This is a genomic window from Yoonia litorea, from assembly GCF_900114675.1.
GTDB classification, from domain to species: domain Bacteria; phylum Pseudomonadota; class Alphaproteobacteria; order Rhodobacterales; family Rhodobacteraceae; genus Yoonia; species Yoonia litorea.
In genome coordinates this window covers 1,048,149-1,061,305 of sequence record NZ_FOZM01000001.1, presented here as the reverse complement: position 1 = coordinate 1,061,305, position 13,157 = coordinate 1,048,149, and the positions used below count along the sequence as shown (strand labels likewise).

13 protein-coding genes are annotated in these 13,157 nt (G+C 57.8%); 11 read left to right on the top strand and 2 right to left on the bottom strand.

Translation table 11 applies throughout. From position 1 onward, the window contains the following. The first annotated feature begins 69 nt into the window (after positions 1 to 69). The 8 genes from BM316_RS05610 to BM316_RS05575 all read left to right on the top strand — a co-directional run bounded on the left by BM316_RS05610 (position 70) and on the right by BM316_RS05575 (position 8,671). Positions 70 to 1,725: an ABC transporter substrate-binding protein gene (locus BM316_RS05610; protein ID WP_090205035.1), complete on the top strand. Its 1,656-nt coding sequence runs from the start codon at positions 70 to 72 to the stop codon at positions 1,723 to 1,725. Positions 1,726 to 1,850: 125 nt separating this feature from the next. Continuing rightward, positions 1,851 to 2,897, top strand: coding sequence for an ABC transporter permease (locus BM316_RS05605; RefSeq protein ID WP_090205032.1), 1,047 nt, complete (start codon positions 1,851 to 1,853; stop codon positions 2,895 to 2,897). A gap of 13 nt (positions 2,898 to 2,910) precedes the next feature. Then, the gene (locus BM316_RS05600) at positions 2,911 to 4,356 is read left to right on the top strand and encodes an ABC transporter permease (protein WP_090205029.1); all 1,446 of its coding nucleotides are present in this window, start codon (positions 2,911 to 2,913) and stop codon (positions 4,354 to 4,356) included. A gap of 3 nt (positions 4,357 to 4,359) precedes the next feature. Next, on the top strand, positions 4,360 to 6,432 hold the full coding sequence (locus BM316_RS05595; protein WP_090205025.1) for a dipeptide ABC transporter ATP-binding protein: 2,073 nt from the start codon (positions 4,360 to 4,362) through the stop codon (positions 6,430 to 6,432). Positions 6,433 to 6,485: 53 nt separating this feature from the next. Next, the gene (locus BM316_RS05590; RefSeq protein ID WP_090205020.1) at positions 6,486 to 7,313 is read left to right on the top strand and encodes a DUF1206 domain-containing protein; all 828 of its coding nucleotides are present in this window, start codon (positions 6,486 to 6,488) and stop codon (positions 7,311 to 7,313) included. Between the two features lie 100 nt (positions 7,314 to 7,413). Beyond that, positions 7,414 to 7,920, top strand: coding sequence for a single-stranded DNA-binding protein (gene ssb / locus BM316_RS05585; RefSeq protein ID WP_090205016.1), 507 nt, complete (start codon positions 7,414 to 7,416; stop codon positions 7,918 to 7,920). Positions 7,921 to 7,923: 3 nt separating this feature from the next. After that, positions 7,924 to 8,244, top strand: coding sequence for a hypothetical protein (locus BM316_RS05580; RefSeq protein ID WP_090205012.1), 321 nt, complete (start codon positions 7,924 to 7,926; stop codon positions 8,242 to 8,244). After that, complete coding sequence (locus tag BM316_RS05575; protein WP_090205009.1) at positions 8,219 to 8,671, top strand: GNAT family N-acetyltransferase; 453 nt, start codon at positions 8,219 to 8,221, stop codon at positions 8,669 to 8,671. Before BM316_RS05580 ends, BM316_RS05575 begins: the two co-directional genes overlap by 26 nt. Positions 8,672 to 8,716: 45 nt before the next feature. Here the strand turns inward: BM316_RS05575 and aroB are convergent, their stop codons facing one another. Further along, positions 8,717 to 9,826 carry a 3-dehydroquinate synthase gene (gene aroB, locus BM316_RS05570; RefSeq protein ID WP_090205006.1) on the bottom strand — a complete coding sequence of 370 codons (1,110 nt, stop codon included), beginning with the start codon at positions 9,824 to 9,826 and terminating at the stop codon, positions 8,717 to 8,719. Further along, positions 9,827 to 10,417 (bottom strand): shikimate kinase, encoded by a 591-nt coding sequence (locus BM316_RS05565; protein ID WP_242649775.1) that lies wholly within the window; start codon positions 10,415 to 10,417, stop codon positions 9,827 to 9,829. A 118-nt stretch (positions 10,418 to 10,535) separates the two neighbouring features. Here BM316_RS05565 and BM316_RS16670 point away from each other — a divergent pair, with 118 nt between their 5' ends. From BM316_RS16670 to BM316_RS05550, 3 genes are read left to right on the top strand one after another with little or no spacing between them, the layout of a single operon-like run. Then, on the top strand, positions 10,536 to 10,688 hold the full coding sequence (locus tag BM316_RS16670; protein WP_090205003.1) for a hypothetical protein: 153 nt from the start codon (positions 10,536 to 10,538) through the stop codon (positions 10,686 to 10,688). Positions 10,689 to 10,713: 25 nt separating this feature from the next. Beyond that, positions 10,714 to 12,207: a hypothetical protein gene (locus tag BM316_RS05555; protein WP_242649774.1), complete on the top strand. Its 1,494-nt coding sequence runs from the start codon at positions 10,714 to 10,716 to the stop codon at positions 12,205 to 12,207. A gap of 14 nt (positions 12,208 to 12,221) precedes the next feature. Continuing rightward, the gene (locus tag BM316_RS05550) at positions 12,222 to 13,142 is read left to right on the top strand and encodes a site-specific tyrosine recombinase XerD (RefSeq protein ID WP_242649772.1); all 921 of its coding nucleotides are present in this window, start codon (positions 12,222 to 12,224) and stop codon (positions 13,140 to 13,142) included. The last annotated feature ends 15 nt before the right edge of the window (positions 13,143 to 13,157 follow it).

The following is a 13,157-nucleotide window of genomic DNA, read 5'->3' as shown; positions in this document are numbered from 1 at the left end:
ATCTGGGCGGGCCAGTGTTGATCGTCTGTTGCTTCGACAAAATAAGAACTGTGTCACAGGGAGAAACGAATGACGCATGAAACGACAAAAATTCATCCAGCCGCGCTGATGTATGCTGAAGAGGAAAAGGCAGGCAAACTCAGCCGCCGTGAATTCCTCGCACGTACGACAGCCCTTGGTGTTTCAGCAGCGGCAGCCTATGGGCTGATCGGCGCGGCCCAACCAGCAATGGCCGCAGGCCATCAGCAAGGTGGTACCGTGCGCATGCAAATGGAAGTGCGCGCACTGAAAGATCCGCGCACTTACGACTGGACACAGATTGCGTTCTTCTCGCACGGCTGGCTTGAGTACCTCGTTGAATACAACAACGATGGTTCCTTTGCGCCAATGCTGCTGGAAAGCTGGGACGTCAACGATGATGCGACTGTCTACACATTGAATGTCCGTCAGGGCGTCAAGTGGAACGACGGTTCCGACTTCACCGCAGAAGATGTTGCACGCAACATTGCCGGCTGGTGCGACAAGAACGTTGAAGGCAACTCGATGGCCGGTCGTTTTGCGATCCTGATCGACGAAGCCACTGGCATGGCCGTTGATGGCGGTATCGAGGTTGTTGACAGCCACACCGTCCGTCTGAACCTGCCAGGTTCCGACATTACACTGATCGCAGGTATGTCTGACTACCCTGCGGCAATCGTGCCTGCCGGGTTTGATCCAGAAAACATGGTCGGCAACCCTGTCGGCACTGGCCCTTACCTGCCTGACGAGTACGAAGTGGGTGTGAAAGCATCTCTCGTGCGCAACGAAGGTTTCGAATGGTGGGGCTATGAGGCTGGCAAAGGCGCCTACCTCGACCGGATCGAATACATCGACTACGGTACCGACCCATCCGCTTGGGTTGCCGCTGCGGCTGCTGACGAAGTGGACATGTTCTACGAAACCGTCGGTGACTTCGTGGAAATCGTCGAAGGTATCGGCTGGGAGCGGTCCGAAATCGCATCTGCTGCGACCATCGTGATCCGTCCAAACCAGTTGGCCGAAGTTGACGGCATGCAGCCATACGCAGACAAGCGCGTCCGTCAGGCGATTGCACATGCGGTCGACAACGCAGTCTGCCTCGAGCTGGGCTATTCGAACCTCGGTACCGTTGCGCGCAACCAGCACGTTGGTCCGATGCACCCTGCATGGGCGGACGTTCCGGCTCTGGAATACAATCCAGCCCGCGCGATGGAGCTTCTGGAAGAAGCCGGCATGGCTGACTTCGAGTTCGAAATCATTTCCATCGACGATGACTGGCGCAAAAACACCACTGACGCAGTTGCAGCGCAGTTGCGTGACGCAGGCTTCAACGTCAAGCGGACAATCATCCCTGGTTCGACCTTCTGGAACGACTGGACCAAGTATCCGTTCTCGTCCACGAACTGGAACCACCGTCCGCTTGATACCCAGATCCTCGGTCTGGCCTATCGTTCAGGTGAAGCATGGAACGAAGCCGGTTTCTCCAATGCCGAGTTCGACGCCCTTCTGGCAGAAGCCAACGCGATCGCAGATGCAGATGCACGCCGCGAAGTGATGGCCAAACTGCAGGCGATCATGACAGACGAAGGTGTGACCATCCAGCCATACTGGCGTCAAGTCTACCGCCACGCCAAGCCCGGATTTGTGGGTTGGGACATGCACATCGCATACCTGCCGCAGATGTATAAGGTCGCAATCGCGGGCTAAACGAACGAACAGGGCCGCCCGCAGATCGGGCGGCCCTTTTCAGATCAAGGTGGAACACCGGCAAACGGGGCCACAATATCACGTGTCAGACAACGCTCTGACGTAGCTCACCAACAGGGGCCTTTATGGGACTGTTTATTCTGCGCCGCCTTGGGGTCATGATCCTCACGGCTTTATGCCTGACATTTATCGTGTTCTGGCTTACCAACCTCGGACCAAACCTCGAAAAACTGGCCAAGACGCAAGGCAACGCCCGCATGTCGGACGAAGCTGTTGTGACATGGCTTGATAACCGGGGATATTCGCAACCTCTGCCAATCAAATACGGTCAATGGCTTGGCGTCCTGCCAGGTTACGTGATTGAGGGCACCGACGGGGAAACGCGCGCCAGATGTCAGGAACCGGGGCAGCCGATGGAAGAGATTTCGACCTTCTGTGGCATCCTGCAGGGTGATTGGGGCTACTCCACGGTCTTCAAGGAAGATGTTGGCGAAATCATCGCAACCCGCCTTGGTCTGACAGGCAAACTGATGTTCTGGGTGATGATGGTGATGGTGCCAGGTGCGCTGATCATCGGCGTTCTGGCTGGTATGCGGGAAGGATCGCGGACCGACCGGAGTCTTTCGACAGTTTCGATTGTGACCACTGCGACGCCAGAATACGTCTCCGGTGTTGTCTTCATCTCGGTCTTTGCAACAGCAACCTTCGGGATGCAGTGGTTTAAAGGCACCGCGACAGGCGCGATGGATGACGCCAATTTCGAGAACTTCTTCTTGCCGGTGATTACCATTGCACTTTACGGCATGGGCTATATCGCCCGCATGACCCGCGCCTCGATGACTGAGGTGATGACAGCGCAATACATCCGCACCGCACGACTGAAAGGTGTGAGCTTTCCGAAAATCGTGCTGAAACACGCACTGCGCAATGCGCTGATTGCACCGTTCACAGTGATCATGCTGCAGTTCCCTTGGCTCTTGAACGGCGTCGTTATCGTTGAGACGCTCTTCAACTACAAAGGCTTTGGGTGGGTGCTGGTGCAAGCCGCAGGCAATAACGACATCGAGCTTTTGCTGGGTGTTTCCATCGTTTCCGTTTTCGTGGTGCTTGTCACACAGCTGATCTCAGACATCGGCTATGTGTTCCTGAACCCACGCATTCGCATTTCTTAAGGGGGGTCAGAACATGGAAGCTCTCACTTGGACAGGTAGCCTCGGTGCAATTCTCAATCCGGTTCTGATGGTTCTGGTCGGCCTGCTGGCCGTCGCCATTGTGGCCCAAATCGTGCTGGGGTTCTTTGCCCCGGCAGTCACCCTGCAATCCAACCCCGATGGCACGCTGCAGTCGCGTGGCGGTGCACTTGGTTTCTTCGAGAACGCCGTCAAATGGCTGTTTCTCGCAGTGGTCGCCCTGATCGTGGCTTACATCGTCGTGCCATTGGTGATGCCATATGGCAGTGCAGGCATTGTGGGCGAGATGTCAAAACGGTTCTTGCCGGTCTGGATCGCCCTCATCGCGCTCTTCGCCGTCTCGATCTATTACAAGCGCAAGCTTGGTCTTTACGGCAAGCTCTTTGACAGCACCGTCGGCATGATCGGCTTTGGGTTGGTGATGTTCTGGGTCTTTACCGCGATCTTCGTCGGACTATTCGACATGATCGCAACCCATGATTATCTCACTCAGGTTTCAGGCCTGAAGAACAAAGGACCGGGTGTTCCGGTACCGGACGGCACGGCAGGTGACATTCCGCACTACCTTCTGGGTGGCGATAACCTCGCCCGCGATATCTTCAGTCGTGTGGTGCAGGGATCGGTCTTTGTCATTGCGATCGCACCACTTGCAACAATCTTTGCCTTCATGGTCGGGATCACCCTGGGACTGCCAGCCGGCTTCTATGGCGGCAAGCTCGACACGGTTCTGTCTTTCCTGGCAAACCTGATCCTCGCCTTCCCTGTAATCCTGCTGTTCTATCTTCTGGTGACGCCTGAGATCGTGCTGACAGGCATCCCGTCCTATATGGCGGCCTTCCTGTTTGTCTTTCCACTGATCTTCTTCGGCGTCTTGCTGAACTCGCGCTACTACACGCAGCCAAAGAAACGGAACCTGATCCTTTTCCCCGTGCTGGGCGTGCTTGGATGGCTGTATCTGTCGGTCATCAACCAGCCGGGCACCGTCATCGACTTCCTGCCTGCGTGGTTTGACCTCTTCGACATTTCGATCCTCGTGGTCTTTGTGTCTGTGGTCTTCGTCAACGCACCAACCGTCTTCCGTATTGTGCGTGGCCTGACGCTGGATTTGCGCACACGTGACTATGTGGCGGCGGCCCAAACCCGTGGCGAGGGTGCATGGTACATCATGCTCTGGGAAATCCTGCCAAATGCGCGTGGTCCGCTGATCGTCGATTTCTGCCTGCGGATCGGCTACACCACGATCCTTCTTGGCACCTTGGGCTTCTTCGGACTGGGTCTTTCGTCAGAAAGCCCTGACTGGGGGTCGACCATCAACGAGGGGCGCAAGCTTCTGTTGATCTTCGCCCACCCTGCCCTGCCACCCGCGATTGCGCTGCTGAGCCTTGTGCTGGGTCTCAACCTGCTGGCCGACGGCCTGCGTGAAGAAAGCTTGAAGGACTAAGAAATGACCGATCAACCCATTCTTGAGATCGACAAGCTTTCGATTTCCTTCTTCACCCGACTGCGCGAAATCCCCGCTGTGATGGACTTCTCCGCAACTGTCATGCCAGGTGAGGCGCTTGGCCTTGTGGGCGAGTCCGGTTGCGGCAAATCCACCGTGGCATTGGGTGTGATGCAGGACCTCGGGGTCAATGGCCGCATCGTCGGCGGTTCGATCAAGTTCAAGGGCGAAGAGATGAACACCATGTCGCCAGAACGCCTGCGCGACATCCGTGGTTCAGAGATCGCCATGATCTATCAAGAGCCGATGGCGTCGCTGAACCCTGCCATGCGGATCGGCAAGCAGCTCATGGAAGTGCCCATGATCCACGAGGGCGTCTCCGAGGAAGAGGCCTACAAGCGCGCGCTTGAAGTCGTAACCGACGTGAAACTGCCCGACCCTGAACGGATGCTGCGCAGTTACCCGCACCAGCTTTCAGGTGGTCAGCAGCAGCGCATCGTGATCGCCATGGCGCTGATGTCGAAACCGGCGCTTCTGATCCTTGATGAGCCGACAACCGCGCTGGACGTGACGGTCGAGGCCGCCGTGGTCGAACTGGTCAAGGACCTTGGCAAGAAATACGGCACCTCGATGCTCTTCATCAGTCACAACCTCGGGCTTGTGCTGGAAACCTGCGACCGTATCTGCGTGATGTACTCCGGAGAAGCCGTCGAACGTGGCAGCATCAAAGACGTGTTTGACGAGATGCAGCACCCATACACACAAGCGCTTTTCCGTTCGATCCCGCTTCCAGGCGCTGACAAGAACGCACGCCCGCTGGTGGCGATCCCGGGAAACTTCCCCCTGCCCCATGAACGCCCGCAAGGCTGCAACTTTGGTCCGCGCTGCGATTACTTCGAGGCCGGCCGCTGCGATCAGGGCTTTATTCCGATGGAACAGGTTGAAGGCAACGACCGCCACCAGACCCGCTGCCTGCGGTTCAAGGAAATCGACTGGTCCGCCCCGCCACAAGTCGAGGCGAAACCGCCCAAACCGGAACCCGGGAATGTGGTTCTCAAAATGGACAACCTCAAGAAATATTATGAGGTCGCCGCGAATGCCCTCTTTGGTGGTGGCGAAAAGCGGGTTGTAAAAGCGAACGAAACCCTCAGCTTTGAAGCCCGCGAAAGCGAGACGCTTGCGATTGTGGGCGAATCCGGCTGCGGCAAATCCACATTCGCCAAGGTGCTGATGGGCCTTGAGACCGCGACCGAAGGGCAAATCCTGTTGGACAACAATTCGATCGGGTACACGCCGATTGAGAACCGCGACACGAAAACGATCGCTGATGTACAGATGGTGTTCCAGAACCCCTTCGATACGCTGAACCCATCCATGACCGTGGGGCGGCAGATCATGCGCGCGCTTGAGATCTTCGGTGTCGGTGAAAACGACGCCGACCGCCGAGAACGCATGTTGCGCCTGTTGGACCTCGTGAAACTGCCGCGTGCCTTTGCAGACCGGATGCCACGACAATTGTCGGGCGGTCAAAAGCAACGTGTCGGGATCGCGCGTGCCTTTGCGGGTGATGCGCGCATCGTTGTGGCCGACGAACCTGTCTCCGCGCTCGATGTGTCAGTGCAGGCTGCTGTCACGGATCTTCTGATGGAAATCCAGCGCGAGCACAAAACCACGCTGCTCTTCATCAGCCATGACCTCTCGATTGTGCGCTATCTCAGCGACCGCGTGATGGTGATGTATCTGGGCCACGTGGTTGAACTTGGCACAACCGATCAGGTCTTTGCCCCGCCGTATCATCCTTACACGGAGGCGCTTCTGTCGGCTGTGCCGATTGCAGACACCAAAGTCGAGAAGAAGCATATTGTTCTGGAAGGTGACATTCCGTCGGCAATGAGCCCGCCACCGGGATGCCCGTTCCAGACCCGTTGCCGTTGGAAATCAAAGGTCGCAGGCGGCCTTTGCGAGAAAGAAGTTCCACCCACGCGACAACTCGGCGACGGGCATCAGATCAAGTGTCACCTGAACGATGACCAGCTTGCCGAAATGGAGCCAGTGATCCAGGTCGCCGCCGAATAGCGGAACCAATAACGCCATTTTGCATTTCTTTACTATGGGTAAAGGAGGCTTCAATGGCACAGGAAAAACTTGATTGGGCAATGCCGGTGATGCGCGCTGGCTATACCGGACGGGGGATCACCTACGTTGTGATCGCTGCAATCTCGCTTTGGACGATCTGGCAAGGCGGGCAGGCGCAAGGGACCGGAGACGCGCTCCGCACCGTTGAGACCTCGCCTTTCGGGACTGTCCTGCTTGTGGCCATTGGTGTCGGCCTTCTGTGCTATACCCTGTGGCGTGTCATTGACGGCTTCTTTGATCTTGAGGACGAAGGCGACGACATCAAAGGCTTCGTAGCGCGCGTTGGAATGATCGTGACCGGGCTTGTCCACGCAGCCATCGGGATCGCAGCACTCAGCATCGCGTTCGGATCGAACGGTGATCAAGGCGGATCACAGATCGCGAACGCAGTTCAGGCCGTCATGTCCGTGCCGTTCGGCATCTGGCTGGTCGGCATCGCAGGGATCGCAACGATCGGTGCAGGCATCTACTATCTGCACAAAGCCTACACCCAGTCTTACATGCAAAAACTGCACGCAAACCATTTTACGCGCAATTGGAACACCGCACTGCGCGCAGGCGTCTTTGCCCAAGGTGTCGTTGTCACGATCATCGGTGTGTTCTTGACCTATGCAGCTTGGACAACTGATCCCGCACAGGCTGGCGGGCTTGGACAGACCTTCGACTGGCTGTCCCAGCAGCTTTACGGTCAGGTACTGGTGACGGCTCTTTGCCTTGGCCTTTTGGGGTTTGCGGTATTTCTCTTCGTGAATGCAGCACATCGCATTGTGCCACGCATCTCTGATCCTGATGTGACCAACCTCGCTGACGCGATGAGCTAATGGTTTGATCAATTCGCCATGGTAAACCCTCCCTTAATCTTGTTGCCGCAACCGTGGTCTGTCACAAAAGCAGACAACAAGAATCGAGGGAGGCGCCACCATGGCCGGATCAGTGAACAAAGTCATTCTCATCGGCAATCTGGGTGCTGACCCCGAAGTGCGGACATTCCAGAACGGCGGCAAGGTGTGCAACCTGCGCATTGCGACGTCCGAAAACTGGAAGGATCGCAATACCGGTGAACGGCGCGAGAAAACAGAATGGCATTCCGTGGCTATTTTTTCAGAACCGCTTGCACGCGTGGCTGAACAATATCTGCGCAAAGGCTCCAAAGTTTACATCGAGGGCCAGTTGGAAACACGGAAATGGCAGGACCAGAACGGTCAGGACCGCTACTCCACAGAGGTTGTTTTGCGCCCCTATCGCAGCGAACTGACCATGCTTGATGGTCGCGGCGACAATCAGGGCGGCGGTGGCGGCTATGGCGGCGGCCAAGGTGGTGGCTACAGCAGCGGCGGCTCTTATGGAGGCGGCAGCGGTGGCGGCTCTTACGGCGGTGGCGCACCAGCCGGTGGCGGCGGTGACATGGATGACGAAATTCCGTTCTAATCCATGCAGGTCGCCCCTGAACTGCAAATCCTTATCCTGAACGCTGTGATCCTCGGGGTGGCCTACCTCGGGATCTATCCGACGTTGCAGGAAAAGACCCTCAACAAGATCATGGTCATTGACCTGCTCCTGACGGGCCTTGCGCTGTTGGTTGCAGGGGGCTGGTTTATGGGGACCAGCGTTGGCTTTTCGTTGCTCTTGTTTGAGGCCAATTGGGTCGTCTTCACCCTCGTCACACTGTTCGTGATGGAGGTGCCCGTTTTCCTGTGGTTTGCCAAAAAACACGGTATTCCATTGGATGGCGGTCCTGACCAGCATGACTGAGGCGATTATTCGCCATCTCACCGTCAACGACGGCGAGAATGCCCTGCGCCTTTATACCGAACTGACCTTCGGGCCTCCGGCCAATGACCTTTCCGCCTTCGCTCGGGTCATAAACCACCCGGGCACCTCCGTTCTGGGTGCCTTCGCACAGGATACCCTCGTTGCGATGGTCACCCTTCATCTGTTGCCTAACGTCACGATGGACGCGCGGCCCTATGCGTTGATTGAAAACGTCGTCACAACCGCCTCTCACAGGCGGCAGGGCATAGGACGACGTTTGCTTGATGCGGCGGCTGAACGCGCGTGGGCTGCGAACTGCTACAAGATCATGCTGCTGACAGGGGCCAAGCGCGGAGTGGAAGATTTCTACTGTGCCGCTGGCTTTTCGTCAGAAGACAAGACAGCGATGGTGCTGCGCCGACCCTAGCGCGCGACGGGTGTTTTGTTGTTCAAAAGACTTTCGGCTATGGCGTCAGGCGCGCAGCGCGTCGCGCAAGACGGCGTGCACAGCATCGCGCGGCACATCGGAGGTGATAAAGGCTTCACCGATCCCTCTGGCGAGAATGAAACGAAGTTTGCCGTCCTTCACCTTTTTGTCCTGCCCCATGAGCGCAAGCAGCCCGTCGGCATCCGGCAATGCGCCAGGAATATCGCTGATATCGACCTTCATTCCCATATCGCGCAGATGCGCACGGACGCGGCTTGGGTCCTCTTGACTGCACAACCCGAGTTTTGCCGAAAGCTCAAAGGCCAGCGCACAGCCGATCGCAACGCCTTCGCCATGCAACAGTCTGTCGGAATAGCCCGTCGCCGCCTCAAGGGCATGACAGAAGGTGTGACCCAGATTGAGCAAGGCACGGTCGCCCTGCTCTGTCTCGTCACGTTCTACAATATCGGCCTTCATCTGGCAGGACCGCTCCACCGCGCGCACCCGCGCGGCCATGTCGCCGGCGGCAAGCTTGGGCCCTTCGGCCTCCAGCCAATCAAAGAAGTCAGCATCGCCCAAGAGCCCGTATTTCACGACCTCACCGTAGCCTGCCAGAAAGTCTCTCGGCGTGAGCGTGCCAAGAAGTGCAGTATCGGCAATAACAAGACTGGGTTGGTGGAACGCGCCGATCAGGTTCTTGCCGCTTGGTGAATTGATCCCGGTCTTGCCACCGACCGAACTGTCAACCTGCGCCAAGAGAGACGTCGGTATCTGCACGAAACGCACACCGCGGCGCAAGACTGCGCAGGCGAAGCCCGCCAGATCGCCGATGACCCCGCCACCAAAGGCCACAACGACATCGTCGCGTTCAACCTTATGCGACAAGAGCCATTCAACAGAACGCTCCAGTTCCGCCCAGCACTTCGTGCTTTCGCCTGCTGGCAGGATCAGCGCATCGGAGGTCAGCCCCGTTGCGGTCAAGGCAGTTTGCAGAGTTTGCAGATGGAGCTTCGCAACATTTGCATCTGTCAGGATGCAAATGTGCTTGCGCCCACCCATCGCGGCAATCCGTTCGCCAGCACTGTCCAGAACGCCTGGCCCGATGATGATGTCATAGGCCCGGCCGGGCAAATTCACTGGAACGGTGGCTGACATTCAGAGGGTCTCCAGAATTTCGGGGCGTGTGCTGAGGGTGGCAATCACAGTTTGCGTGGTTTCGGGGATCGTGGCATCGCCGTCAATCGCGACATGCAGTCCCGCAAGGGAATAAACCGGCGTCCGCGCCTGATAAATTTCTGTCAGGGTCTTTTTCGGATTTTCCGTCCGCAACAAAGGCCGTGTGTCCTTGTGGCGGACACGTTCCCAAAGCGTTTCCAGATCAGCGTTCAGCCAGACGGCCACACCCATCTCGGCGATTGCGGCACGATTGCCTTCCGCAAGAAAGGCACCACCCCCCGTGGAAACGATCCCGGGAGGTCCCGACAACAGACGTCGCAGGACCTCTGCCTCGCGCTTGCGAAAGAATGCCTCACCATCACGCGCGAAGATTTCAGAGATCGTCGCAGCAGCCGCCTGTTCGATTGCAGCATCGCTATCGACAAATGGCACGTCCAGTTCTGCAGCAAGCGCCCGCCCGATAGCCGTCTTTCCTGATCCCATCATCCCCACGAGCACCACCGTGCGATTCAGTTTGTAAGGGGCATGGGCGTTCATCTGGCCTCCGGTGGCACGGCGAAGGTTTGCCATGGCTGAAAATTAATCAATGTAGGCCGTGATCTTGGCTCAAAGGGGATATATACTCCCTTCAACAGATGGGAAAGAACCCACATATACCAGGCAGGCATAGAAAGAGACGAGGCAGTCCATGTGGCGATTGATCAAAGCGATATTCTTTTTGCTCGTGATCGGGGCAATCGCATTGGTGGCTTATGCGTACGTCGGGCCACTATTTTTCCCTGCCGATTTTGCAGCCCCCGCTGAAGAGGTCACGCGCCCTGTCACGCTGGACACAAATTAAGCCGATTGCAGCCGCGCTCAGCCTTTTGGCTGCGCCGACACTCGCACAGAACGCAACGCTGGACGAACCGCTCTCAGCGATTGAGTGGTTGTCGCGCAGCGTCGAGGAACCCGCCATGGCCGAGCCTCCGACTGCAGGCAATGCCACGGCACCTGATGTGACAACCACACCCCTGTCGCAGCCGTCAAAGGACCCGATTGGTCTTTTGCCAAGCCGCGTGACGGGACTGCCGCCGGATATCTGGGTCAACAGCAACGAGGCGGACCTCGTGCGCAGGCTTCAGGCAGAGCGGATTGATATGTTGCCAGCGATGCAGGATCTGCTGAAGGTCCTGCTACTTGCTGAGGCGCAGCCGCCAAAAGATGCCGGTTCTGATGACGCCCTGTTTCTGGCGCGGGTTGACAAGCTTCTTGATATGGGTGCGCTTGAGCAGGCGAAGTCGCTGCTGGAACAGGCAACCCCTGATACGCCGGAGCTTTTCCGCAGATGGTTCGATGTCGGACTACTTACCGGCACCGAAGATGATGCGTGCGCGGTTCTGAAGGAAACCCCGGAAATCGCGCCGACCTACCCTGCCCGCATTTTTTGCCAGGCTCGTAACGGCGACTGGTCACTGGCAGCACTGACATTGAACACGCACCGCGTTCTGGGAGATATCACACCGGCAGAAGAAGCCTTGCTGTCGCGTTTCCTTGATCCTGAACTCTTTGAAGGTGAACCGGCACTTGATGCGCCTGCACGCGTCAGCCCGTTGACGTTCAGAATGCACGAAGCAATCGGCGAACCGCTCGCGACGGGAACGCTGCCTTTGGCGTTTGCCCATGCCGATCTGCGCTTTACGGCACCTTGGCGGGCACAGCTTGAGGCGGCAGAGAGGCTCGCACGTCACGGCGCTGTGTCAGAGAACGTGCTTTTGCGGCACTATACCTCGCGCACCCCTGCCGCATCAGGTGGGCTGTGGGATCGTGCGGCAGCAATGCAGCGGTTTGACGTTGCCATGCTTGCAGGCGACGTGGCTGGTGTCTCTGAGACCATCGGCCCGGCTTGGGAGGCCATGAAAGAGGCCCGTGCTGAAATCCAGTTTGCCAAACTCTATGGCGCTGCCCTACAGGATATGCCGCTCACACCTGAGGCGGCGTCTTTGGCGTTCGAGATCGCACTTCTTTCACCTGCTTACGAGCGCGTTGCGCTTGCAGCGCGGCAGGCTGGTTCCGCATTCGATCCGTTTCTGACTGGTGTCGCCCTTGGTGCGCCTGATCCGGCTCTCGCTGAAACGCAGCGCGAAGACGCCATTGCCGCAGCCTTCACCCAACCAATGATCCCCCAGAACATCCAAAGGATGCTGGACGAAGACAAACTTGGGGAGGCGCTGCTGGTGACGCTGCAGCGCTTTGATGCCGGGGCTGAAGGGGACTTGCGTGCCTTGACAGAAGCGCTGAGCGTCTTGCGCGAGGTCGGTCTGGACGATGTGGCGCGCAGGGCCGCGCTACAACATCTTTTGCTTTATCGCGGTTTATGAGCGCGCCTGCTCATATGGCACGTTGGGTGCAAGCCTTTCTTGAGGCTCAAGCCGCCGAACAGGACGCAGCCACAAATACGCAACTGGCCTACGCGCGCGACCTGCAGATTTTTGCAGATTGGCTCGGCGACAAAGACAAGACGTTCGGTGATGCCCAGCAGACGGACATCGAGGATTACCTGATAGGCTGCGAGCTTGAAGGGCTGGCAAAGTCAACGCGCGCGCGCCGGTTGTCAGCCATCAAACAGCTTTACCGCTTTGCTTTCGAGGAAGGCTGGCGCACCGACAATCCCGCCATTCAGATCAAGGGCCCGGGTCGCGCGAAACGCCTGCCCAAGACGCTTTCCCACGAAGAAGTGGACCGGCTGCTCGACGCCGCACGCCAGTCCCCCAAAGAAACGCTGCGCAACACCTGCCTGATGGAACTGCTCTATGCCACAGGGATGCGCGTGACGGAACTTGTCAGCCTGCCGGTCACAGCAGCACGCGGCGACCCAAGGATGCTGCTCGTGCGCGGCAAAGGTGGCAAGGAACGACTGGTGCCATTGTCGCCACCGGCGCGTGATGCGCTTGCTGCCTATCTGGTACAGCGGGACAAAGACGAGGAGCTGGCCCGAAAGTCAGGTGCACCCGCCTCAAAGTTTCTTTTTCCGTCTCGCGGCAAGCTTGGGCACCTGACCCGCCATCGTTTTTTCGGTCTGATCAAGGAATTTGCCGTCAGGGGCGGCGTTTCACCCGCCAAGGTCACACCCCACACGTTGCGGCACGCCTTTGCAACGCATCTGCTGGAAGGCGGAGCCGACTTGCGCGCAATCCAGACCATGCTTGGCCATGCGGACGTTGCAACGACAGAGATTTACACCCATGTGCTTGACGCGCGGCTCAAAGACCTTGTGTTGCAACATCATCCTCTGGCAAAGCCAACCAAGTCTTGAAGCAGCCCTTTTGAC